This is a genomic window from Acidithiobacillus sp. TH-A67, from assembly GCF_057473545.1.
Window position 1 is genome coordinate 1 of the sequence record NZ_JBYCKU010000031.1, and the last position, 21,223, is coordinate 21,223.

25 protein-coding genes are annotated in these 21,223 nt (G+C 60.2%); 10 read left to right on the forward strand and 15 right to left on the reverse strand.

All coding sequences use genetic code 11. The annotated features are described in order from the left end of the window. The first annotated feature begins 13 nt into the window (after nt 1-13). Nucleotides 14-427 (forward strand): ClpXP protease specificity-enhancing factor, encoded by a 414-nt coding sequence (locus AC2VNM_RS04595; protein WP_483165186.1) that lies wholly within the window; start codon nt 14-16, stop codon nt 425-427. Beyond that, nucleotides 424-1,077, forward strand: a complete 654-nt coding sequence (locus tag AC2VNM_RS04600; RefSeq protein ID WP_483165185.1) for a transglycosylase SLT domain-containing protein — start codon at nt 424-426, stop codon at nt 1,075-1,077. Before AC2VNM_RS04595 ends, AC2VNM_RS04600 begins: the two co-directional genes overlap by 4 nt. Here AC2VNM_RS04600 and AC2VNM_RS04605 read toward each other — a convergent pair. The 8 genes from AC2VNM_RS04605 to ettA form a co-directional block, all read right to left on the reverse strand. Continuing rightward, nucleotides 1,059-1,322 carry a helix-turn-helix domain-containing protein gene (locus AC2VNM_RS04605; protein WP_483165184.1) on the reverse strand — a complete coding sequence of 88 codons (264 nt, stop codon included), beginning with the start codon at nt 1,320-1,322 and terminating at the stop codon, nt 1,059-1,061. The genes AC2VNM_RS04600 and AC2VNM_RS04605 overlap by 19 nt on opposite strands. After that, nucleotides 1,319-1,963: a zinc-ribbon and DUF3426 domain-containing protein gene (locus AC2VNM_RS04610; protein WP_483165183.1), complete on the reverse strand. Its 645-nt coding sequence runs from the start codon at nt 1,961-1,963 to the stop codon at nt 1,319-1,321. Before AC2VNM_RS04610 ends, AC2VNM_RS04605 begins: the two co-directional genes overlap by 4 nt. Then, nucleotides 1,938-2,840, reverse strand: coding sequence for a 50S ribosomal protein L11 methyltransferase (gene prmA, locus AC2VNM_RS04615; RefSeq protein WP_486912942.1), 903 nt, complete (start codon nt 2,838-2,840; stop codon nt 1,938-1,940). Before prmA ends, AC2VNM_RS04610 begins: the two co-directional genes overlap by 26 nt. Continuing rightward, nucleotides 2,837-4,183 carry an acetyl-CoA carboxylase biotin carboxylase subunit gene (accC, locus tag AC2VNM_RS04620; RefSeq protein WP_483165181.1) on the reverse strand — a complete coding sequence of 449 codons (1,347 nt, stop codon included), beginning with the start codon at nt 4,181-4,183 and terminating at the stop codon, nt 2,837-2,839. Before accC ends, prmA begins: the two co-directional genes overlap by 4 nt. 1 nt (nt 4,184) lies before the next feature. After that, nucleotides 4,185-4,658 (reverse strand): acetyl-CoA carboxylase biotin carboxyl carrier protein, encoded by a 474-nt coding sequence (gene accB / locus AC2VNM_RS04625; protein WP_483165180.1) that lies wholly within the window; start codon nt 4,656-4,658, stop codon nt 4,185-4,187. Nucleotides 4,659-4,679: 21 nt separating this feature from the next. Beyond that, a complete protein-coding gene (aroQ, locus tag AC2VNM_RS04630; protein ID WP_483165179.1) occupies nt 4,680-5,120 on the reverse strand; it encodes a type II 3-dehydroquinate dehydratase in 441 nt (146 codons plus the stop codon). 90 nt (nt 5,121-5,210) lie between these two features. After that, nucleotides 5,211-5,810, reverse strand: coding sequence for a nitroreductase family protein (locus AC2VNM_RS04635; RefSeq protein ID WP_486912943.1), 600 nt, complete (start codon nt 5,808-5,810; stop codon nt 5,211-5,213). 64 nt (nt 5,811-5,874) lie between these two features. Then, nucleotides 5,875-7,542 (reverse strand): energy-dependent translational throttle protein EttA, encoded by a 1,668-nt coding sequence (gene ettA, locus AC2VNM_RS04640; RefSeq protein ID WP_483165177.1) that lies wholly within the window; start codon nt 7,540-7,542, stop codon nt 5,875-5,877. A 236-nt stretch (nt 7,543-7,778) separates the two neighbouring features. On the opposite strand from ettA, the gene panD reads away from it, so the two are divergent. Then, nucleotides 7,779-8,144: an aspartate 1-decarboxylase gene (gene panD / locus AC2VNM_RS04645; RefSeq protein ID WP_483165176.1), complete on the forward strand. Its 366-nt coding sequence runs from the start codon at nt 7,779-7,781 to the stop codon at nt 8,142-8,144. A gap of 6 nt (nt 8,145-8,150) precedes the next feature. Continuing rightward, nucleotides 8,151-9,380, forward strand: a complete 1,230-nt coding sequence (locus AC2VNM_RS04650; protein ID WP_486912944.1) for an MFS transporter — start codon at nt 8,151-8,153, stop codon at nt 9,378-9,380. A gap of 2 nt (nt 9,381-9,382) precedes the next feature. Here AC2VNM_RS04650 and ccsB read toward each other — a convergent pair whose 3' ends face one another. Further along, nucleotides 9,383-10,561: a c-type cytochrome biogenesis protein CcsB gene (gene ccsB, locus AC2VNM_RS04655; protein ID WP_486912945.1), complete on the reverse strand. Its 1,179-nt coding sequence runs from the start codon at nt 10,559-10,561 to the stop codon at nt 9,383-9,385. A 25-nt stretch (nt 10,562-10,586) separates the two neighbouring features. Further along, nucleotides 10,587-12,413 carry a cytochrome c biogenesis protein ResB gene (locus AC2VNM_RS04660; RefSeq protein WP_486912968.1) on the reverse strand — a complete coding sequence of 609 codons (1,827 nt, stop codon included), beginning with the start codon at nt 12,411-12,413 and terminating at the stop codon, nt 10,587-10,589. A gap of 97 nt (nt 12,414-12,510) precedes the next feature. Between AC2VNM_RS04660 and yihA the strand changes: the two genes are divergently transcribed. Both yihA and AC2VNM_RS04670 read left to right on the forward strand, forming a co-directional pair. Further along, entirely contained in the window at nt 12,511-13,257 is a 747-nt protein-coding gene (gene yihA, locus AC2VNM_RS04665; RefSeq protein WP_483167190.1) for a ribosome biogenesis GTP-binding protein YihA/YsxC, read from the forward strand. A gap of 43 nt (nt 13,258-13,300) precedes the next feature. Further along, nucleotides 13,301-13,759 carry an NAD-binding protein gene (locus AC2VNM_RS04670; RefSeq protein ID WP_483165171.1) on the forward strand — a complete coding sequence of 153 codons (459 nt, stop codon included), beginning with the start codon at nt 13,301-13,303 and terminating at the stop codon, nt 13,757-13,759. Nucleotides 13,760-13,762: 3 nt separating this feature from the next. Here the strand turns inward: AC2VNM_RS04670 and polA are convergent, their stop codons facing one another. Continuing rightward, nucleotides 13,763-16,468 (reverse strand): DNA polymerase I, encoded by a 2,706-nt coding sequence (gene polA, locus AC2VNM_RS04675; protein WP_486912946.1) that lies wholly within the window; start codon nt 16,466-16,468, stop codon nt 13,763-13,765. Between the two features lie 66 nt (nt 16,469-16,534). Here polA and AC2VNM_RS04680 point away from each other — a divergent pair, with 66 nt between their 5' ends. The 3 genes from AC2VNM_RS04680 to AC2VNM_RS04690 are packed head-to-tail and all read left to right on the forward strand — an operon-like array spanning nt 16,535 to nt 18,542. Further along, nucleotides 16,535-17,254, forward strand: a complete 720-nt coding sequence (locus AC2VNM_RS04680) for an LOG family protein (protein WP_483165169.1) — start codon at nt 16,535-16,537, stop codon at nt 17,252-17,254. Between the two features lie 18 nt (nt 17,255-17,272). Then, the gene (locus AC2VNM_RS04685; protein WP_483165168.1) at nt 17,273-17,605 is read left to right on the forward strand and encodes a DUF2782 domain-containing protein; all 333 of its coding nucleotides are present in this window, start codon (nt 17,273-17,275) and stop codon (nt 17,603-17,605) included. Further along, nucleotides 17,574-18,542, forward strand: coding sequence for a homoserine kinase (locus tag AC2VNM_RS04690; RefSeq protein WP_483165167.1), 969 nt, complete (start codon nt 17,574-17,576; stop codon nt 18,540-18,542). Before AC2VNM_RS04685 ends, AC2VNM_RS04690 begins: the two co-directional genes overlap by 32 nt. Before the next feature lie 12 nt (nt 18,543-18,554). Here AC2VNM_RS04690 and AC2VNM_RS04695 read toward each other — a convergent pair whose 3' ends face one another. Further along, nucleotides 18,555-18,863 carry a hypothetical protein gene (locus AC2VNM_RS04695; RefSeq protein ID WP_483165166.1) on the reverse strand — a complete coding sequence of 103 codons (309 nt, stop codon included), beginning with the start codon at nt 18,861-18,863 and terminating at the stop codon, nt 18,555-18,557. A gap of 98 nt (nt 18,864-18,961) precedes the next feature. Here AC2VNM_RS04695 and AC2VNM_RS04700 point away from each other — a divergent pair, with 98 nt between their 5' ends. Then, on the forward strand, nt 18,962-19,549 hold the full coding sequence (locus AC2VNM_RS04700; protein WP_483165165.1) for a cytochrome b/b6 domain-containing protein: 588 nt from the start codon (nt 18,962-18,964) through the stop codon (nt 19,547-19,549). Nucleotides 19,550-20,045: 496 nt separating this feature from the next. Here the strand turns inward: AC2VNM_RS04700 and AC2VNM_RS04705 are convergent, their stop codons facing one another. The 3 genes from AC2VNM_RS04705 to AC2VNM_RS04715 form a co-directional block, all read right to left on the reverse strand. Then, a complete protein-coding gene (locus tag AC2VNM_RS04705; protein ID WP_483165164.1) occupies nt 20,046-20,267 on the reverse strand; it encodes a BrnT family toxin in 222 nt (73 codons plus the stop codon). Between the two features lie 192 nt (nt 20,268-20,459). Continuing rightward, a complete protein-coding gene (locus tag AC2VNM_RS04710) occupies nt 20,460-20,684 on the reverse strand; it encodes an addiction module protein (protein ID WP_486912947.1) in 225 nt (74 codons plus the stop codon). Nucleotides 20,685-20,827: 143 nt separating this feature from the next. Further along, nucleotides 20,828-21,154 carry a GNAT family N-acetyltransferase gene (locus AC2VNM_RS04715; protein ID WP_486912948.1) on the reverse strand — a complete coding sequence of 109 codons (327 nt, stop codon included), beginning with the start codon at nt 21,152-21,154 and terminating at the stop codon, nt 20,828-20,830. Between the last annotated feature and the right edge of the window lie 69 nt (nt 21,155-21,223).

Consider the following 21,223-nt stretch of genomic DNA (forward strand, 5'->3'; position numbering starts at 1 on the left):
CAGGGAGCCAATCGTGAACCGAGGGATGCAGTTGCTACCAGAATCCGCCAAGCCCTTTTTACTGGAGGCCATTCATGCCTGGTGTGTGGAACAGGGCTTCTCCCCTTTCATCGTCGTGAAGGTCGATTATCCAGGCGTCGAGGTGCCCGCGGGTTATGATCGTGACGGCCGCATCGTTCTCGATATCTCCCCTGCGGCGGTGGTGGGCCTGCAGATGGCCGATTCCTGGATTCGGTTTCAGGCGCGCTTTGGTGGCGTTGCCCGTCGCATTGCTGTGCCGATGGCCGCAGTGGTGGCCATTTACGCCGCCGAAACCCAAGAAGGGATGGGATTTCCCGAGCCAGCCACGCCCCCTTCCGCGCCGGAACCGGCACAGAAAAGCGACAAGCCGGTGGCACAACGACCGGGTTTGCGAGTCATCAAATGACCCGACGGCGGATACTGGCGATCGTCTGGCTTGCGCTGCTGAGTACTTCGGCGCAAGCGGATATTTACGCTTACACGGGAAGCGATGGCGTCGTCCATCTCACCAATCTGCCCCAACACAAGGAACAATACCGCTTGGTCATGCGCACGCCAAAGATGGCGACGCATATCGCCCGGCAAAACGTCAACCCCATTGCCCGCAGCGAATTGCAACCCTTCGTCAAGGCGGCAGCGAAACAATACGGACTGAGCGCCGCGCTGCTCAATGCGGTGATTCGCGTCGAGTCCGGATTCAACCCCGGCGCGGTCTCCAGCAAGGGGGCGATGGGTTTGATGCAATTGATGCCGGCCACGGCGAGTCGTTTTGGGGTGCAAAACCCCTTTGATGCCGCGGAAAATATCCGCGGCGGCGCCGCCTATCTGGCCGATCTGATGCGCAAATTTGGCGGCGATCTACGGCTGGTTCTGGCAGCGTACAACGCCGGCAGTCAGGCGGTGATCCAGGCGGGCTACCACATCCCTCCCTTCCAGGAGACGCAAAACTACGTGCCCAAGGTGATGGATTATTACCAAAAGTTTGCCAACGGAACGCCGCCTCAGGAGCCTGGCACACACTGGATAAAACCGGTGATTCAGATCTCCAGCCCGTAGTACTGAATCTTTTTGCTCAAGGTATTGCGGTTGATTCCCAGACACTGCGCGGCGATGCCGCGCTGCCCGGCATGTTGTTGCAACACTTTCTCCAGGAGGGCGCGCTCGACCTCTTCCATGACTTTTTGGTGCAGGTTTTGCGGCGCTTCTGATCCCAAATCGGCAAAATAGCGCCCCACCTGGTGCAAAACGCAGTCGCGCAGGCTGGGCATCTCCTCCTTGCCGGGGGCTGAAACATCCGTCACGGCAGACTCAGTATCGTGACCTGATAGCCAGGCGCCGCTTCGAGTTGGGGTCCCTGCAGGGTGAAGGGCACCTTCTGCCCGGGGGAAAATCCATCACGGGGCAGTACATCTCCCGGGAGGTACGTGCTGGGGGCGAAGGTCAGGGTACGAATTGTCGAGCCGTAAGCATTGCTGAGCACCACCTGAAGTTGCGGATACGCCTGTACCATCCTTGAGGTATTTTCCAGCTGTCCACGAATCAACGCCAGGTGATTGGGCAAGGGCGTTACTGTGCTCTGGACGATATGGATTTCCCGGTTGGGCCCTGGCCAGGGGACTCCGACCCCCAGGCCATTTGCCGCCTGCACGATGACGTTGCGGATGGCGGGAGACGCCGCCAGATAGGCATAACTGCGGGTCCACCAGAGAATCTGCACGACCAATACCAAAAGCAGAAAGACAATGATCGCCAGCAAAAACCAACTACCGATACCGCCGCGACGGGCAGATTCGGCTTCCAAAGACTTGGTCACCGCAGGTGCGGCGATCGGCACGCGAAATACCTCACCACAGACGCTGCACTGCAGCAATCCCTGATGCTGTCGCAGCGAAAGAGGCTCTACCGCAAAAGTCGATTCACAACGCGGGCACTGGACTTCCATCTTGCCCTCCTGGCAAACGTGTTCCAATCAGCAGTGACCAATCCTCGCGCCGCTTGGCTGGTGCAAAGGAAAAATACGGGGCGTAGGCTGCCCGCACCGAGTCCTCCTGCGCATGGAGCAGCCCGGAAAGCGCGATGCGCCCTCCAGGCAACACTCGCTGCGCCAGAAGGGAGGCGAGCTCGATGAGCGGCGCGGCAAGGATATTGGCAACGACAAGCGCATATTGCCGCGCTTTCTCCTCCTTCGGCAAGCACAGCGACAGTCGCTCGGCCACACCATTTTCCATGGCATTTTCGCGCGCCACCTCCAGGGCAACCGGATCGGTATCTACCCCCAGCGCAGATTCCGCACCCAACAACAGAGCGCCAATGGCCAGAATTCCCGACCCACAACCATAGTCGAGTACCATCTCGCCACCCGCAATGGTCTCGCTCAGAAACTCCAGACACAGTGCCGTCGTCGCGTGCGAGCCGGTGCCAAAGGCGCGTCCGGGGTCCAGGCGCAACAGCAGGGCATCGGCGGGAACCTCTGCCCAATGGGGCGCCACCCAGAGTCGTCCGAATGCCTGGGCAGGAAACGCTGCTTGGGTTTGTGCCACCCAGTCCTGTTCGGCTAGCGCCTCGACGCGTGGCTGATACCGCTGCCAGTTTGGCTGCGCCAGCAGTCCAGCGATGGCCTCGCGCCCCTCCTGGGTACCGGCGAAGAGTGCCTCGCCCTGATTGATCGGCCAGGTTTCGCCATCGACAAAGACGGGGGCCGCCGCGTCGTCCTCCAGCCAGCTCACTGCCTCGGCACCCGCCGCCAGCAGCTGCTCCTCGACTTCTGCCAAATCCTGCCCCGGTACGCGCAGATGGAGCTGCCACCATGCAAGACTCATAGGTCGAGCAATGCCTCTAGATAGTGGATATGCACTCCGCCGGCAGCAAACTGGGCATCGTCAACAATCCGCCGATGCAAAGCGATATTGCTGTGGATACCTTCGATGTTGATCTCGCGCAGGGCACTGCGCATTCTCGCCAAGGCCTCGTCCCGGTCGATACCAAAGGCAATCAGCTTGCCGATCATCGAATCGTAATACGGCGGCACTCGGTAGCCGGCATAGATATGGCTATCGACTCGAATCCCGGGTCCTCCGGGAGGATGCCAGGCAGTGATCTGCCCCGGAGACGGAACAAAGCGCTCGGGGTCTTCGGCATTGAGGCGGCACTCGATGGCATGCCCACGTAGTTGCACGTCGTCCTGGCTGAGCCAGAGCCTTTCTCCGGTGGCGACACGAATCTGCGCCTTGACGATGTCGATGCCGGTAATGAGTTCCGTCACCGGATGTTCGACCTGTATGCGGGTGTTCATCTCGATGAAGAAGAAGGTCTGCGCGACCGCATCATAGAGGAATTCGATGGTCCCTACGCCGCGATAGCCAATATCCTGACACGCCTGCGCGACCCTAGCGCCCATCGTTTGCCGCTGCTCGGCGCTGATTCCCGGTGCTGGGGCCTCTTCGATGACCTTTTGATGGCGGCGTTGCACCGAACAATCGCGCTCGCCCAGGTGAACACAGTTGCCATGGCCGTCACAAAGCACCTGAAACTCGATGTGGCGCGGCGTTTCGAGGAACTTCTCCATGTACAGGGCGGGGTTGCCAAAGGCCCGCGCTGCCTCGGCAGTGGTCAGGCTGACGGCATTCAGCAAGTGCGCCTCGGTATGCACCACGCGCATACCCCGCCCACCGCCACCACCGGCCGCTTTGAGAATCACTGGGTAGCCAATCTCTCGAGCCAGTCGATGAATCTCGGCGGGATCCTCCGGCAGGGGGCCATCGGAACCCGGCACACAGGGAACGCCCGCCTTGCGCATGGCAGCCTTGGCGGCAATCTTGTCACCCATCATGCGAATGCTTTCGGGACGCGGGCCAATAAAAGCAAAGCCACTGCGTTCGACACGCTCGGCAAAATCGGCATTCTCGGAGAGGAAACCAAAGCCGGGATGGATCGCCTCGGCATCGGTCACCTCCGCCGCGGCAATCACCGCCGGAATATTGAGGTAACTTTTGTCCGACGCCGCCGGGCCGATACAGACCGACTCATCGGCCAGCTTGACGTGCATCAGATCACGATCGGGCTCCGAATGCACCGCCACCGTGCGAATTCCCATCTCGCGGCAGGCACGTTGCACCCGCAGGGCAATTTCACCACGGTTGGCAATCAGGATCTTGCCGAACATTTCAGGACTCGGGCGCAATGATGAAGAGGGGTTCGCCGTATTCCACCGGCTGCCCATTGGCGACGAGGATCTTGAGGATCTTGCCACTCACATCAGCCTCGATCTCGTTCAAGAGCTTCATCGCCTCGATGATGCAGAGGGTCTGGCCGGCCTTCACCACGCTGCCCTCGTCGACGAAAGGCTTGGCCTCTGGTGACGGGGCGCGATAAAAGGTCCCGACCATGGGCGACTTGATCATGTATCCTTCCGGCTGCGGCGGCTCCGCCTTCACCGCACTGGGTGGGGTCTCTGGCACCGGCATGGTCGCGGGGCCAGCGCTGGGCGCGGCAGGGGGCGCAGCGTAGGACACGGCGGCGACGGGGGCCTCCCGATGCCGGGAGAGGCGTACTTTGCTCTCTCCCTCGACCACCTCGATTTCATCGATGGAGCTCTTTTCGAGAAGGTCGGCCAGGCGGCGAATGAATTGTATGTCCATATGCTTTCCTTTTGATGTCGTTCAGGCGGACAGACGACGGCGAATCGCCTCAAGGGCCAGGGTATAGCCATCCGGCCCGAGGCCGACGATGCTTCCCTGGGCTAGATCGGAGAAATAGGAATGACGGCGGAAGGGCTCCCGCGCATGAATATTGGAGAGGTGTACTTCGATGAAGGGGATGGCGACGGCACTCAGGGCGTCGCGTAAGGCGACACTGGTATGGGTAAAGGCTGCGGGGTTGATGATGATGTAATCGACCCCCTGTTTTGCCGCGGCCTGCACCGCATCGACCAATTCATGCTCGGCGTTACTTTGTAGACAGCGTAGTCTCCAGCCCCAGACTTGGGCCTGCGCCTGCAGGGCAGCATCGATCTGCGCCAGCGTGCTTTGACCGTAGTGCTGCGGCTCGCGTCGGCCGAGAAGGTTGAGGTTGGGTCCGTGTAGGGTCAGTATGTGGGGCACTCGGGCAACCTTGCGTCTGGGGTCGTTCGGTACATGGTCCAGAGTCTGCCGCAAAGTGCCCCACAAATCCAGATAATGGAGCGTTTTCCCTCAGAAATGATCTTTGATCAACCAGTCGCTGCTCGGCAGGCGATTGCGCTCCCAGGCATTGTCCATGCCCTTGCCAACGGCCACCATATACCCAATCACATAGTTCTTGGGCAGATGGATGAGACGCGCCACGGCATCGAAGTCAAAGCCATCCATCGGGCAGCTGTCGTAGCCCAGATCTTGCGCCAGCAACATCACGGTCATCCCAAAGATCCCCAGACTGCGCATGGCCTCATCGCGCGCCACTTGTGGCTTTCCTCGGTAATATTCGTCGAGCTTGGGCAGCAAAAAGTCCTGCACCGGTTGCGGCGAGGTCGCCCAGTAGCGCTGCGGCTCTTCCTGCCACGCATCAAGATCGGCACAGAGAACGAGGAGTAGCGAAGCGTCGGTGACCTGCGCTTGTCCCCAGGCCACTTCCCGGATGGCCTGGCGCAACTGCGGATCCTGCACATCGACCACTCGCCAATGTTGGATATTATAGGCACTGGGCGCGAGGGCGGCATTTTCGAGCAGCACACGGCGCGTCTCCGCGGACATTTGATGCTGCGGATCAAAACTCTTGACAGCGCGGCGCTTTTGAACGGCGGTAATGACATCCATACGACTTTCTCCCCTATAGACAATGCGGATAAATCATACCAACCAGTCTGTATAATGGCAAAGGCTAGCGGCTGATCGGCTTGAAGCGCAGCCGGTGAGGGCGTGCAGCCTCTTCCCCCAGACGACGGCGCTTGTCTTCCTCATATTCGCGGTAGTTGCCAGTAAAAAACTCCACATGGGCATCGCCCTCAAAGGCGATGATGTGGGTGGCGATGCGATCGAGAAACCAACGGTCGTGGGAGATCACCATCACCGTACCGGCGAATTCGAGGAGGGCATCCTCCAGGGCACGCAGGGTTTCCACGTCGAGGTCGTTGGAAGGCTCGTCCAGCAACAGCACATTCCCACCGGTCAGCAGGGTCTTGGCGAGGTGCAGTCGGCCACGCTCACCGCCAGAGAGCTGTCCCACCAGCTTTTGCTGATCCGCACCCTTGAAATTGAAACGCCCGCAATAGGCACGCGAGGGGATCTCGAACTTGCCGATCTGCAGGATATCCAGTCCACCGGAGATCTCCTCCCAGACGTTGTTTTTGGCGGCAAGGGCATCGCGCGACTGATCGACGTAGGCGAGCTGGACGGTGGGGCCGATCTTTACCGTGCCGCTATCGGGCTGCTCCTGGCCGGTAATGAGCTTGAAGAAGGTCGACTTGCCGGCACCGTTGGGGCCGATAATGCCAACGATGGCGCCCGGCGGGATCTTGAAGCTCAAGTTTTCGAACAGGAGACGATCACCAAAGCCTTTGGCCACATTCTCGAACTCGATCACCTCATTGCCCAGGCGTTCGGCCACCGGAATGAAGATTTCCTGGGTTTCGTTGCGCGCCTGATACTCGTAGGAGCTCAGTTCTTCGAAACGCGCCAGACGCGCCTTGCTCTTGCTTTGCCGCCCGCGAGCACTCTGCCGTACCCATTCCAGCTCCTGCTTCATCGCCTTGACGCGCGAGGCCTCGGCACGCGCCTCCTGCTCCAGGCGCTTTTCTTTCTGCTCCAGCCAGGTCGAATAATTTCCCTTCCAAGGAATTCCTTGGCCACGATCGAGCTCCAGAATCCACTCGGCGACGTTGTCGAGAAAATAGCGATCGTGAGTGACCGCCACCACGGTACCCGGAAAGCGCGCCAGATATTGCTCCAGCCACTCCACCGATTCGGCATCGAGGTGGTTGGTAGGCTCATCAAGGAGGAGCATGTCGGGGCGACTGATGAGCAGGCGACAGAGGGCAATCCGCCGTCTTTCGCCACCGGAGAGGGTACCCACCTTAGCGTCCCAGGGGGCAAGGCGCAGGGCATCAGCGGCAACTTCCATTTGTTGCTCGGCCTGATGTCCGTCACCTGCCGCCAGAATCGCCTCCAGGCGCGCCTGCTCGCTGGCCAAGTGGTCAAAATCGGCATCCGGCTCGGCGTAGGCGGCATAAATAGCGTCGAGCTCGGCACGCGCCGTGAGGATCTCGCCCAAACCTTCTTCTACGGCCTCGCGTACGGTCTTTTCCGGATCGACGTGGGGTTCCTGCGGCAGATAGCCAATCTTCAGGTCGGGCATAGGTGTAGCTTCGCCCTCATACTGCTTGTCGACCCCCGCCATGATCTTGAGCAGAGTCGATTTTCCGGCCCCATTGAGGCCCAACACGCCAATTTTTGCGCCGGGGAAGAAGGACAGAGAGATGTCTTTGAGCAAGGCGCGTTTGGGCGGTACTACCTTGCTCAGACGATTCATAGTGAAGACGTATTGGGCCATCGGAAATCCTTGCTGCGATCTGGATGGGCGCCAGTGTAGCAAAAACGCGGGCGCGATTCCCCGCCCTCGGACGAGCAGTTACAATACTCATGGTTTACTAAGTGGAGGGGCAAAGAGATGCTCAGCATGTGGGGAGAAATCGTGATCCTGGTAGGGACGCCCGTCCTGCTCTTGCTCGTCGCCGTGGGCGTCAACCGCCTCGCTCGCCGTCATTCCAACGAGCACAAGGAACGCTGATGCTGATCACCATGCTGAAAAGCAAGCTGCACCGGGTGCGGGTCACGGCGGTAGAGCTCGATTATGAGGGTTCTTGCGCCATCGATGCCGATCTGTTGGCGGCGGCGGGCATCCTTCCCTTCGAGCAGATTCAGATCTACGACGTGAACAATGGCGAGCGCTTCACTACCTACGCCATCAGTGCCGCGCCCGATAGTGGCTGCATTTCGGTGAATGGTGCCGCTGCCCGGCGCGTGGCCTTGGGCGACTTGCTCATCATCGCGAGCTATCTCCAAATCAGTCCCCAGGAGGCGCAGGGCTGGCTACCTAAAGTGGTCCACGTCGATACACAAAATCGGGAAATTCGCCCCACCCTCGCTGTCTGAAGCGTTTTGCTGCTCACCAACGTACCTGCAAGCGCGCGCCGACTGCTGGCTGCGCGCGCGGCGCGCAGTGTGGGGCAGGGTGCCCTGGTGGTCGATTTTGCCCTGTATCTGCACGCCCTGCACTGGACGGCGGTGGCGATCGGCGCTCTCTACTCTGCCAGTCTTCTGCTGGGCGGACTTGCTACCCTGCTGGTAGGGCCCGCCAGTGACCGCTACGGCGCACGACGTTTTTTATTGGGCTATGAAGGCACCCAGATCATTGCCGCCGTTCTGGCGTTGCTCAGCAGTAATCCCGCCATCCTCAGCATTGCCGCCCTTCTCGGTGCCTTTGGACGTGGCGCCAATGGCGGCGCCGGCCCCTTTGCGCCCGCGGAACAGGCGTGGCTTTCCCGTAGCCTGGCGCAGGAAATCTGGGGCCGGGTTTTGCCGATCAATACCGCCATTGGGCTAGCGGGAATGGGCCTGGGGGCAGCGCTTGCCGCTCTGCCAGGCCAGTTTGCCCGCGCTCTTCCCGAACTCCTGGGATACCGCAGCCTCTTTGCTCTGGTCCTCCTCGGCGCATTGGCTAGTCTGTGGCTGCTGTACCGTGCCCGCGAACCCGGACCCCGCGCCGTATCCGCAGCGGCCGCGGAGGAGGCAGCCTCGGCACCGACCACCTTTCACTGGGGTCCGTTGCTCAGCTTTGGCGCCATCAACAGCCTCAATGGCCTCGGCATCGGCTTGATCGGCCCGCTGATGGCCTACTGGATGCACCTGCGTTTTCATGCGGGCCCGGCGCTGATCGGCCCGGGTATGGCCATTGCCTTTCTGGTGGCGGCGGCCAGCTCACTGTTCAGCATTCGCCTGAACCGACGCTTTGGCATGGTAGGTACAGTAGTGCGCCTGCGCTTGGTCGGTTTGTTGATGTTACTGTTGATCCCTCTGGCGCCGAACTTCTGGCTGGCGATGCTCGCCTACATCCTCCGCTCGGCCATGAATCAGGGCAGCATCGGTTCCCGGCAGGCCCTGTTTCTGGGCATTGTCGATCAGCGCCACCGGGGTCTCGCCGCCACCATCAACAGCCTGAGCATCCAGGCACCGCGCGCTATTGGCCCGGCCATCGCCGGGCTCTTCTTCGCCGCTGGCCTGCTCAGCTGGCCCTTCTACCTCGGCGCCGGGCTACAGGCGCTGTATCTGCTCTTCTTCCATCGCTTTTTCGGCAACACCGAAGCGGCGACGAAGAAAGCCGATGCCTGAGCTCAGAGCTTGCCGTAGGAATGCAGGCCCGACAGGAACATGTTGACACCCAGGAAGCAGAAGCTGACCACCCAGAGGCTGAGGAAAGACCACCAGGCCATGCTGCGGCCGCGCCAGCCCTTCACCACCCGGGCGTGCAGAAAGCCTGCGTAATTGAGCCAGACGATCAGGGCCCAGGTTTCCTTGGGGTCCCAGGACCAGAAGCCGCCCCAGGCCCGCGCCGCCCAGACCGCACCAAGGATGGTAGCCACGGTAAAAAACAGGAAGCCCAGGGCAATGGCGCGGTACATGACCTCGTCCATCAGGTCGGCGTCGGGCAGGCGGGCGGCCAAGATTCCGCGGCGCCGGACAGACCCTTCACGCAGCAGATATGCCGCGCCAATCAAGCTGGCAATGGTGAAATTGGCGTAGCCGACAAACATCATCGGCACATGCAGCTTCATCCAGAAACTCTGCAAGGCGGGGATCAAGGGCTCGACGCGATCCATGTGTTGCGCCAGGGTCAACCACAACAAAAAGCCTACCGCCGCCGCCACCAAGGGCATGATAAAGGCCCCCAGGCTGCGATTTTGCGCCTTTTTCTCGTAATACAGGTAAAACAACGGAGTCGTCGCGCAAAAAAGCACAAAGACTTCCCATAGATTACTGACGGGGATATGTCCCCAGCTCGGGTGTCCGAGGTAGGTCTCGCGCCAACGCACGCCCAAACCAATGAAGCCGAAGATCACGCCACCCCAGGTCAGGCGCGTCGCCCAGCGCCCCACCGCCTCACGCCCCGAGAAAAAATGCAGCAGGTAGGCCCCGGTAGCGAGGAGGAGGAGTACCGACATCCACATTGCAGCAGCGACACCCTGTAACACGTAGTGCAAGAGGAAATTGTTTTCTGCCGTCTGACCGTGGGCATAGAGCCAGACCGCGCCCAATGCCGGCAAGACACTGGCTACGGTCGCCCACTGCAGCGGACGCCAGGCAACGCCGGCCAGCAAGAGCCCGACATACCAGGACGCCAACACCACATATTGCCAGTAGTCGAACTGCGCGCCCCAGCGGACGAGAATGAATACCGCCACCGCCGTCAGGCCCAGGATCCAGGCGGCTTCCTTACGCAGGATCTCCGCCAGGGTCCGGTGCCGATACTCTGCGGGCAGTTCTTCTGCCCAGGATTCCATGCTCTTTGCCATGTGTTCGCCCCTCTCTCTAAATAGGTCAACAATTCAAAGTGGTATCTTCTGTTCCAGGCGGCGTCCGCAAGGCACGCTCCCAGGCAGCGAACTCGCGGGCGAACTCCCGCTTGTTCCGGTCAGCGCTGGCCCCCAGTTCCAAATGACTGCCGCCTTCCCGATCCTCCACCACCCGCGCCCAAATCCGCCGTTGCGGCAGGTAAAAGAGAATGAAAATTCCCAGTACCAGGGCCACACAACCCCAGTAGATGGGCACCGTGCCGGGCCACTTGGTAACCTGCAGACCGGCCGCCCAGCGATGGTCGAAGGACTGCAGATGTAGAATAAAGGGAGCGGGATAATCCCGCATCTGCGCCAAGGCATTCAGGCTCGCCTGCACGAAACGATCCTGCTCGGCAGTAGACATATTGGGTGCGACACGCGCGGCAAGCATCGCAAAAATCTGCTGAAATACCGCCGGAGATGCCTGTGCACCGCCGCGCGCCGCCACCTGCAAGGCAGCCAGATAATTCAGAAACAGGGAGATGCCGCCGTTGGGCCCGATGGGCAGATAGACATAGTGATAAGGATCGCCGAGCGCCTGACGATATCCCTGCACGAAATACCCTTGCCCATTGCGGCTGATGGGGCTGAAATAGGTTTTGAATTCCGCCGCGCCGCCCTGCGGGTCATGTACCACGTAGGTGTAACTCGGGCCCAGGTTGACCATAGGGTTTTTCGGGTCGGGCTTGTCGCCTACCGCCGTGCGCGGCATGACATTGTAGAGGGAGAAGTTCTTCAACTGCACCGAATAACCGGAGCCCCCCGCCTGCAGGGTCTGCCCGACCCGTCCCGTGAGCTGCCCCGGCTGCAGCGCTGGCATTCCCAACACATAACTTTGCAGGTGCAGGAGGGAGCCACCGTCACTGAAGCTCGACTGATAAATTTCCACGCCATCATAGGACATCGGATGATTGACGCGAATGATGCCACTTTTCAGTACCTTGCCCGACGGACTGTAGAGCACGACATCGGAAACGAAATCGCGGGGCATGCCTGTAGAGTAGTAACTGACGTGAAAGGAGCGCAGATGAATGCGAAACGGCAGGGGCTGCACGAGGTAGCCAGCGCCGGCCAGCTCGAAGACGGCATCCGCCGTCTGTCCCTCAGGCAGGGTGATGATGCCGCGGTAAGCGGGATTGTGCAGCGGCATCCAGGCCGAACGGGGGATTTCACTGAGAGGCAGGTCGAAGTTCTTGGCAGGCTGGAGAGCGCCCGTCCACTCTGCCCATTTCACCGGAATATCGGCATTGTAGAGGGCCGCCGCGCAGATGAGGATGATGGCCAGATGGGTGAGGAAATATCCCAGCCGGTGAAAGCGCCCCTTGCGCGCGGCTACATAGAACTCACTACCCTCACGCTCCAGGCGCGGGCGGAAACCGGCCTGGCGTAGCAATGCCGCAAGGCGGTTGGCCATGCCTTCGGCCGACAGCTCCGCATCAGTCGAGAAAAAATATTCCTGCGCACGGATAGCCGCGCTGCGCTGACGGATCGGCAGGGCGCGCATGTCGCGCAGCATGCGCGGGCCATTACGCGTCACACAGGTGGCAGTGGAGAGGACCAGAAAGGCGACGATCCCGGTGTACCACAGGGTCCGGTAGACGTTGTAGAGCCCCAGCTCGCGATAGACCTGAAACCAGAAGCTACCGAACTGGAGCTGGTAGTTGTCATAGGGCTGTTGCTGGCTCAGTATCGTACCGATGATGGAAGCGATGGCGAGCAGGACAAGCAGGCTCACCGCCAGGCGCATCGAGCCCAAAAATTGCAGCAGCAGACGCAATCGCGAAGACTGCGCAGAGTGAACACGACTCACGGTCTGCAAGACCACCTCCCAATTCTGTTATCTGCCCGCAGTCTAGCGCCTCAGGAAAGAATTGCCAGTAGCCGCGTGGCACGGCTATGCTCCTAGCATGGAACATACCAAGGAAACTCCGAGGCCGGAGAAAGCGCGCACGGTTGGTCTGCAGCAGGCCGAGTACCTGCTGAGCGTGACCCGCCTAGGCCAACTCCCCGCCGATAGCGGTGCCGAAGTGGCCATGGCCGGGCGCTCCAATGTGGGCAAATCCTCGGTCCTCAACCGCGTCTGCCAACAACGCACCTTGGCTCGGGTCAGCCGCACCCCGGGTCGTACCCAGGCGCTGAACTTCTTCACTCTGGGCAGCCCCAAGCAGCGCCTCGTTGATCTGCCAGGTTATGGCTACGCCAAGGTTCCGGAGGCCATGCGCGCCCAATGGGGGGAGCTGCTCAGCCAGTACTTGCGCAGCCGCCAGAGTCTGATGGGACTGATTCTGGTGATGGACATTCGCCATCCACTGATGCCCTTCGACTGCGATCTACTGCGCTTTGCCGCGCATTGCCAGCGACCCGTACATGTGCTCCTCAACAAGGCCGATAAACTGTCGCGTGGGGCAGCAAGGCAGACCCTGCAGCGGGTGTTGCGCGCGGGAGAAATGGCAGGGAGTACAGCACAACTGTTCTCCGCGAAAGAGGGCGAAGGGCTCCCGGAGTTACAGAGCAGACTGAGCGCTTGGCTGGAAAAAAGTCCCCCGCCGGCGGCGGGGAACAATAATGAGTCCTCAAAGGGAGGAGAGGACTCCCATCCCGGACAGGGAGGTGAAGTCCGGGAAAAACCACTTCTCTTAGAATCTAAAGATTGAAGTAAAGTTCAATTTTTTTGCGAAGCGGTCCAAGGAATCTCTCATGCCATTGAAAGATCATTACATTATCGTTGGTGACACGCCGCTGGCACGCAACAGCTATCGCCAGTTGAAAGACCGCGGACAGGTCGTGCGGGTCATTCTGCTGCGCCAGCCCGACGACACCTATTTTCAAGCCGAGGATGTGATCATCGGCGACGCCAGCGACACCGACATCCTCAATCAGGCTGATGTCCAAAGCGCCGCCGCGGTCCTCGCCCTGCGCGCCGATGACTCGGAAAACGCCTTCATCATCCTTGCTACGCACGAACTACAGGGCGCTGCGAAGACCGTGGCGGCGGTCAACGACAGTAAAAATCTCAAGCGCGTGCAACGGGTACAGCCGGATATGATCATCGCCCCCCAGGTCATTGGCGGCGAGGTCCTCGCCATGGCGCTGAACGGTGAAGAGCTCAGCAGCGACGCCATCCTGAAGATGTTTCAAGGCAACAATCAACGCTAAACATCAGGAGTGCGCTTCCGCCCAGGAAGCGCCCCAGCCCACACTCACCTCCAGAGGAACGGCGAGTTGTGCCACCCCTTCCATACGTGCCCGTAGGGCCTGACTGGCCTCCTGCAGACGCTCCTCCGCGACCTCCAGAATCAACTCGTCATGTACCTGCAGGATCATTCTCCCCCGCGACCGGTCTTCCTGTAACCAAGTATCGACGGCGATCATCGCCAACTTGATCAGATCGGCGGCGCTGCCCTGCAACGGGGCATTGATGGCGGCACGCTCGGCGTACGCACGACGCGCCGGATTGCGCGATTGAATCTCAGGCACATAGAGACGGCGGCCATACAGGGTCTCGACAAAACCTTGCTCCCGCGCCCGTTTGCGGCTTTCTTCCATGTACGCCCGGACCCTGGGATAGCGCTCGAAATAGCGCTGCATGTACGCCCGCGCACTGGCCTGATCGACCCCCAACTGCTGCGCCAGGCCAAAGGCAGTCTGGCCATAGATCAGACCAAAATTGATCGCCTTGGCGGCCCTTCGTTGCTCCGCATCGACGTCCTCTAGCGGGATCTGGAAGACCTCAGCGGCGGTCGCCCGGTGGACGTCTTCCCCCGCCGCAAAGGCGGCGAGCAGACCCTCATCGTGGGAAAAATGCGCCATGAGACGAAGTTCGATCTGTGAATAATCGGCGCTCAGCAGCAGGTGCCCCGGCTCGGCGATGAAGGCGGCACGGATTCGTCGCCCCTGCTCGGTGCGCACTGGGATGTTCTGGAGATTCGGATCGCTGGAGGAAAGTCGTCCCGTAGCCGCCACTGCCTGGCGATAGTGGGTATGCACACGCCCGGTGCGCGGATGGATCATCTGTGGCAGGGCATCGGCGTAGGTATTCCGCAGTTTGGCCAGGCTACGATATTCGAGAATCAGGCCCGGCAGGGGTGAATGGCTGGCCAGTTGCGCGAGACTATCCTCGTCGGTCGAGACCTGCCCGCCCTTGGTCTTCTTCTGGCTTGGCAACTGCATCTTGTCGAAGAGAATTTCCTGAATCTGCTTGGGGGAAGACAAATTGAAGGGCTGCCCGGCCAATTCCTGCGCCTCCCGCTCGACCTGCTGCATGGCCGCAGCCAGCTCACTACTGAGGGCCTCCAACTGCTGCCGGTCGATCTTCACTCCTGCCCATTCCATGCGCGCCAATACCAGCGCAAGGGGCATTTCGATCTCTGCAAACACCCGCCGCAGCCCCGCTTCCCGTTCGATCCGCGGCCACAGCAGAGCATCCAGGCGCAGACAGACATCGGCGTCCTCCGCCGCATAGGGCAGGGCCTCGCGGATCGGGACCTCGGTGAAACTGCGTTGCTTTTTGCCTTTCCCAGCGACGTCCTCATAGGCGATGTTCTGGTGCTGCAGAAAGCGCTCCGCCAGATGATCCAGGTCGTGCGGCCCGTTGGAGTCCAGCACATAACTTTCGAGCAGGGTATCGCGCAGCAGACCCTGCGGCTCTATGCCCTGGCCCCAAAAGATCTGCCAGTCGAACTTGGCATTCTGGGCGAGCTTGGCCCGCTCGGACTCCAACCAGGGGCGCAGCGCGGCCAAGACCGCTGGTCGGGGCAACTGCTGACCCTCGCGGTGTCCGAGGGGCAGGTAGGCTGCCTGCATCTCGTTGCCTTCCTGCCAGGCAAAGGAAATCCCCACCAGCTCGGCATCATGGGGATTGAGAGAGGTGGTTTCGGTATCGATGGCCACCCGCTGTGCCGCCGCGATCCGCGCCAGGAGATCTTGCAGGGCGTCTTCCGTATCGATCAGGCGGTAGCGACTGCGGTCGATGGTATCCCCTGGGAGAGGGGAAAATCCTGCAAGATCCCCTGCCGCTGCCAATTCGCTCTGCAGCTCGCGGCGCCAGCTACTGAAGCCCAGACGTTCCGCCAGGGCAAGAAGCGCCGCAGTATTGACCGGCTGCCGCACGAGCTCGGCAGCGGGGAGCTCCAGATCACAGCGAATCCTGGCCAAGTCCCGGCTGCGCGGCAGAAAATCACGACTGGCGCGCAGGGCATCACCAACCTTGCCGCCGATTTCATCGGCATGCGCAAGAAGATTGTCCAGGGTACCGTACTGTCCCAGCCATTTGGCCACCGTCTTGGGTCCTGCGCCCGGCACGCCCGGAATGTTGTCCACCTTGTCGCCCACCAAGGCAAGGTAGTCCACCATCTGTTCCGGCGGGACGCCAAACTTGTCGCGCACTCCCTGCGCATCGAGCATGGTGTTTTTCATGGTATCGATGATTTGCGTACGCGCATCGATAAGCTGTGCGAGATCCTTATCGCCGCTGATGATCAGGAGGGGACGATCAGCAGGCGTGGCGCAGGCAAGTGTGCCGATGACGTCATCGGCCTCGACGCCCGCCTCACGCAGCAGAGGCAGGCCCATGGCCGCTATCCACTGCAGCAGTGGCTCGATCTGCACGCGCAGTTCCTGTGGCATGGGTGGGCGCTGCGCCTTGTATTCGGGGTAGATCGCATCCCGAAAGGTCGGCCCGGCGGCGTCGAAAACCACCACGATCTCGCCCTGCGGATACTCGCGCTGCAAACGTCGCAGCATGTTGACCACCCCATAGATGGCGCCGGTAGGCAGGCCATCGGGGGCGCGCAGATCCGGGAGGGCATGAAAGGCGCGGTAGAGAAAACTGGAGGCGTCAACCAGGATACGAGGAGTTTCGGTCATGAGCAGGACTTTTCGGCAGCTTTCCCCCATAATACGGAAAATTTGAGCAGCTACGGTAGGCCTGCAATGCGCGCACCCTTGGACACGGAACGTCTTCTTGACGGCGGCGAGAGTCGCCTCACCCGCGAAGCCTGGAAAATCTTTCAGATCATGGCGGAGTTTGTGCGTGGCTACGAAAAGCTGGCCGCTGTTGAGCCCTGTGTCAGTATCTTCGGCTCGGCGCGGCTGCCCGAGGAGCACCGCTGGTATCAGCAAACCTTGAGCATTGCCGAGAAACTCTCCAACGCTGGTTTTTCGGTGATCAGTGGCGGTGGTCCGGGCGTCATGGAGGCGGCCAACCGCGGCGCCTATCGCGGCACCGGCTACAGCATCGGCCTCAACATCGAACTGCCGCATGAACAACACAGCAACCCCTATCAGGATATCTCCCTCTCCTTCGAACATTTTTATTCGCGCAAGGTGATGTTCATGAAGTACGCTGCCGCCTATGTGGTCATGCCCGGCGGCTTTGGTACCCTCGATGAACTCGCGGAATGCATCACCTTGGTGCAGACCGGCAAGACCCGCCGCATGCCCATCATTCTTTTCGACTCTGGCTTTTGGAATGGATTGATCGACTGGTGGAAAAGCACCATGCTGGCGCACGGCACCATCAACGCGGCCGACCTGGATCTGGTCACCGTACTCGACGATCCCGATGCCGTTGTTGCCACCATCTTTGATCATTACGAAAAACGCGGTTTTGCCCCCTCGTCGGCAGAAACCGAAGCCCTGCTCAACCTGTAACAAGGGAGGAACCTCGTCATGCCGCGCACTCTTGCAATCTTTCTGGGTCTGGGAGCCTTTCTCTGCGCTGGCGTTGCGCTGGCCGAGAGCAGCCCCGAGAAACATCCCTACCATCTGCCGCGCCTGGCACCGCCCAAAAACAGTGGGCCCGAGGCCCAACTCCATGTGCCCAAGGGCTCCAGAATCGAAGAATACAGGGCCGATGGCGAGGTCTACATGGTCAAGGTCATCCCGCCCAAGCCCTTCCCCCCGTACTATCTCGTCAACCGCAGCGGCCATGGCTTCACCCGTGTACCCAATTCCGATGCGGAAAAAATGGATGTCCCGCAGTGGACTCTCTTCCGCTGGTAAACGCATGGCTGTCTACACCGAACTCCCCGATGCCGAGTTGGCAAGCTTTCTGGCCGCCTATGACCTTGGCAGCCTGGAACAGGTTACCGGCATTTGCGCCGGTACCGAGAACAGCAATTTTTTTCTCGATACCCAGGCCGGACGCTTCGTTCTGACCATTTTTGAACGTCTGCCGCGGGAGAGCATTCCTTACTACCTGCACGTTACAGAGTGGCTCAGTCAGCATGGCATTCCTTGCCCGGCGCCAGTGCATTCGCGCGCTGGCGAGATCCTCGGTACCCTCTCCGGTAAACCGGCCGCCATCGTGCAACGCCTGGCCGGGCAGTCCATCGAGGGCCGCATGCCCAACGAGGCCGAGATCAACGCCCTCGGGCAACTGCTCGCACGCATGCATCTCGCTGGTCGCGGCTTTCCCGAGGAGCATCCGAACCCCGCGGGGCTCGGCTGGTGCCTGGAAACCGGCAGACGACTGTTTCCCAAGTTGAGCCCGGCCGAAAGAGAGCTGCTTGCAGATGAACGGGAAACGCAGAAGCAATGGCCACGCGATAAGCTGCCGGGCGGTGTGATTCATGCCGATCTCTTCCCCGATAACGTCCTCTTTCAGGGCAACGCAATCACCGGTACCATCGACTACTACTACGCGGGCGACGATGCTTGGCTCTACGATCTGGCCATCGTGGCCAATGCTTGGTGTTCCTTCCCCGATGGCAGTCTCGACAAAAACCTTGCCGCCATTCTCTGGCAAGCATACGAAAGCGTACGCCCTTTCGAGCGGCGCGAGCATGGCCTGTGGTTTCCCTACATGCGTGCCGCCGCCTTGCGCTTCTGGCTGCTGCGTCTGGAGGCCAAGCATTTCCCCCGCGGCGGCCAGCTCACCGAGCTACGCGATCCGGAGGAATATCAGCGCATTTTGGAGCGGCGACGTGAGTTTTGTTGATCGCCGCTTGCTTCAAGGCTTAGGTCGCGACCAAAAGCCCGCCAGCCAAAGGGCGACACCAAAGAAAAGCCCCTCGCCCGCAGGCAAGATCCAGTCCCAAGGATGCCCACCCATGGCAATGGAAGCGAAGAGCGCCAGCGCGGCAATCATCAAAAAGATGCCCGCCCGCTCCACCCAGCGACTGAAGACCTCGCGATCGATCCCCTGTATCCAGTCCCATAGGCCCAGGCGCGTCAGAATCCGCCGCGTTTCTGCGGGAAACCACAGCGCCAGCACAATGCCCAGCACAAACAGGGTGTTCAACAGATAGAGTATGATCATCAGACGCCCCCCTCTTTGCTATCATCATACTTTTTCGTCCCTTTATGGGGAAGCCTGAAAATCACGATATACTGGGCGCAATCCATCTGGGAGGAAAGATGTCCGACGATTCCCGCGACAATCCCTGGCCACGCGAGGCACGCTGGCTGCACGCCGGTATCGCCTTTGGTGTCACCTGGCAGCTCTTCAGCTCCTTATGGATGACGCCGGATTTTCAGCATGCCGACTACGGCAGCGTCACGGAGCTGCTCTTCAGCACTCATGCCTGGATCGGCCTGACAACGGCGCTCTTTCTGCTCTGGGAATGGTTGTGGATCTTCACCACCCCCGCCATCCGCGCCCAGCTCTTCCCCCTGCGGGGACCCTGGCGACCCATCTGGGACGATCTGCGTGCCCTGCTACGCGGCCGCTTACGGCCCAGTGGACCGGCACCAGGACTCGCTGCGCTCGTGCATGGTCTCGGGCTCCTACTGGTCAGTTGGATGGCGCTCACCGGTACTGCCATCTTCTTCTTTCTGCCCCAGGGCGGTACCCCGCCCGGCGCTATCCTGCAGGCCCTCATCCCCTTGCACAAGGCGCTCTCCAATCTCGTCTGGGCCTACTGGATTGGTCATGTCGCCTTTACCCTGCTGCATGCGCTGCGCCGCGATGGTATCTGGAACATTTTCCGCCTGTTCGAGCTCTAAGCTGTGGTCATGACAACGACCAAGGCGCAGATCTCAAAGAAATTATAGTGGGAGAATCTGATTCTGAAATCCGGAAAGAAGCCGACCATCGACATCCAAACGCGCGATTATCTCGAATCAGTATTCGATCCCGACATACAACGTCTGGAGACACTTGTCGGAAAAGACATCCCGGGCCTGCGCTCGTCCTGGTAGCCTCCGCACCGCAGCCATACCGGCGGTGCCTCAGGCAGTTTGCCTGGAGAGTGAGAGTGGTGGCGTTTATTCTCTGGTAGATCACGCAGTGTATTGGGCGGCTAGTTCTCATGCCACTTGCTCGGGATAGGTCAGGTGAGATTGAGTCCACCTCACCCCCACCTGGCCCGGCAAAAAACTCCACGAACTCCTGAACTGGACAGACCCTATCGTAGCTTGAACGACGCACCCTCCGAAAGGTGGGTGGTCGGACGCTTACGGTTGACCGAGAGGTTAGAGCCCACCTGGATCATGCCAATGACTACTTCCAGTTCAGATTTAGCTTTCGCTGTGAGGCAACGCAATCGCGCAAGTACAGGTTGATGAGGCTTTGATATGGGATACCAACCTCTTCGGAGAGAGACTTGAAATAGCCGATTGAATCTTCGTAGAAGACTGATCTCGCCTCCTCGAAGCTCACGCCATGCTTCTTGAGATTAGCCGCGGCCTTCTTTTCGTCCCACTCGAAGTGCAGTGCGCCCATGGAGTAATTGTAGTTACATTGTAATTCTCGCTCAAGGATATGACGCAAGAAGTGGGCTCTAACGGGGCGCAGTTGACCGGTACCACCGGCGCAAGAGACGGGAGCCAACACCAAGCTCGATATTCGCCTTCAGCGTATAAAACGCTGCCGCGTCGTGCAGTTCGGCGAGCGTCGGTGGAGTAACGACGAGCTTCACTTCAGTGCTGCACGGACCTGAGCCAGAGCGTCAGCAATCGGAATAACTTGTACCGCTCCACTTTCGATGTCAGCAACTCTGCGCTCGGTTTCGGCAGCCCACGCTTCCTCAATCTCGGTATCTTCGTCGAGACTGGCGAGCAGTAGCTGGGCGAAAGCGGCGCGCTCACCAGCAGTTAGTTTCAGGCCTTCTGCTTCGAGCAATTCGAGTTGATTTGCCATGGCTAAGACCTCCGTAAAAATAACAAAAATTGTACCGCGAGTTCAGTGCCGAGCGATGGAGAGATGCCCAACGTCTGAATTCCCCGGCCTGGCGCGGCTTGCCGCGACAGGTCCGGTGGAATGATGGGTTAGGCACCTGCATTTCATGCGACCTCTGTGAGTTGCCGGGAGAAGAGGACGTGATGATGGCCAGGACCATCACGGCCTAAGCATACCGGGTAGCCATTGACATTGCCATTACCGGGCAGGAGCTGAAACCCAAGCCGGCTATGATAGCGAATGGAGGACTCGTTGACTGGTGACGTAACGGCCCGGAGTTCAGTACAGCCAAGCCGTGCTGCGGCATCGAAGAACTGCTGATACAGAAGGCGACCATAACCCTTGCCTCTGGCGCCGGGGTGAACGCCAATGAAATGGACATAGCCGATAGTTGAATTGGACTGCGAGCGGAACCCGACAAGGAAACCCACGTGGCGCTTGCCGCGTTGGGCGGGCTGGCCAGCGACCGAAGTGCCGTCGATCTGGTCCGTTACGAGCGC

Bases quoted from the DNA above. Each gene is read 5' to 3' on its own strand.
- AC2VNM_RS04600 (WP_483165185.1), top strand. From the start codon at position 424: ATGACCCGACGGCGGATACTGGCGATCGTCTGGCTTGCGCTGCTGAGT.
- AC2VNM_RS04610 (WP_483165183.1), bottom strand. From the start codon at position 1,963: ATGGAAGTCCAGTGCCCGCGTTGTGAATCGACTTTTGCGGTAGAGCCT.
- prmA (WP_486912942.1), bottom strand. From the start codon at position 2,840: ATGAGTCTTGCATGGTGGCAGCTCCATCTGCGCGTACCGGGGCAGGAT.
- accC (WP_483165181.1), bottom strand. From the start codon at position 4,183: ATGTTCGGCAAGATCCTGATTGCCAACCGTGGTGAAATTGCCCTGCGG.
- accB (WP_483165180.1), bottom strand. From the start codon at position 4,658: ATGGACATACAATTCATTCGCCGCCTGGCCGACCTTCTCGAAAAGAGC.
- AC2VNM_RS04635 (WP_486912943.1), bottom strand. From the start codon at position 5,810: ATGGATGTCATTACCGCCGTTCAAAAGCGCCGCGCTGTCAAGAGTTTT.
- ettA (WP_483165177.1), bottom strand. From the start codon at position 7,542: ATGGCCCAATACGTCTTCACTATGAATCGTCTGAGCAAGGTAGTACCG.
- panD (WP_483165176.1), top strand. From the start codon at position 7,779: ATGCTGATCACCATGCTGAAAAGCAAGCTGCACCGGGTGCGGGTCACG.
- ccsB (WP_486912945.1), bottom strand. From the start codon at position 10,561: ATGGCAAAGAGCATGGAATCCTGGGCAGAAGAACTGCCCGCAGAGTAT.
- yihA (WP_483167190.1), top strand. From the start codon at position 12,511: ATGGAACATACCAAGGAAACTCCGAGGCCGGAGAAAGCGCGCACGGTT.
- AC2VNM_RS04670 (WP_483165171.1), top strand. From the start codon at position 13,301: ATGCCATTGAAAGATCATTACATTATCGTTGGTGACACGCCGCTGGCA.
- polA (WP_486912946.1), bottom strand. From the start codon at position 16,468: ATGACCGAAACTCCTCGTATCCTGGTTGACGCCTCCAGTTTTCTCTAC.
- AC2VNM_RS04680 (WP_483165169.1), top strand. From the start codon at position 16,535: ATGCGCGCACCCTTGGACACGGAACGTCTTCTTGACGGCGGCGAGAGT.
- AC2VNM_RS04685 (WP_483165168.1), top strand. From the start codon at position 17,273: ATGCCGCGCACTCTTGCAATCTTTCTGGGTCTGGGAGCCTTTCTCTGC.
- AC2VNM_RS04690 (WP_483165167.1), top strand. From the start codon at position 17,574: ATGTCCCGCAGTGGACTCTCTTCCGCTGGTAAACGCATGGCTGTCTAC.
- AC2VNM_RS04695 (WP_483165166.1), bottom strand. From the start codon at position 18,863: ATGATCATACTCTATCTGTTGAACACCCTGTTTGTGCTGGGCATTGTG.
- AC2VNM_RS04700 (WP_483165165.1), top strand. From the start codon at position 18,962: ATGTCCGACGATTCCCGCGACAATCCCTGGCCACGCGAGGCACGCTGG.
- AC2VNM_RS04705 (WP_483165164.1), bottom strand. From the start codon at position 20,267: ATGGGCGCACTGCACTTCGAGTGGGACGAAAAGAAGGCCGCGGCTAAT.
- AC2VNM_RS04710 (WP_486912947.1), bottom strand. From the start codon at position 20,684: ATGGCAAATCAACTCGAATTGCTCGAAGCAGAAGGCCTGAAACTAACT.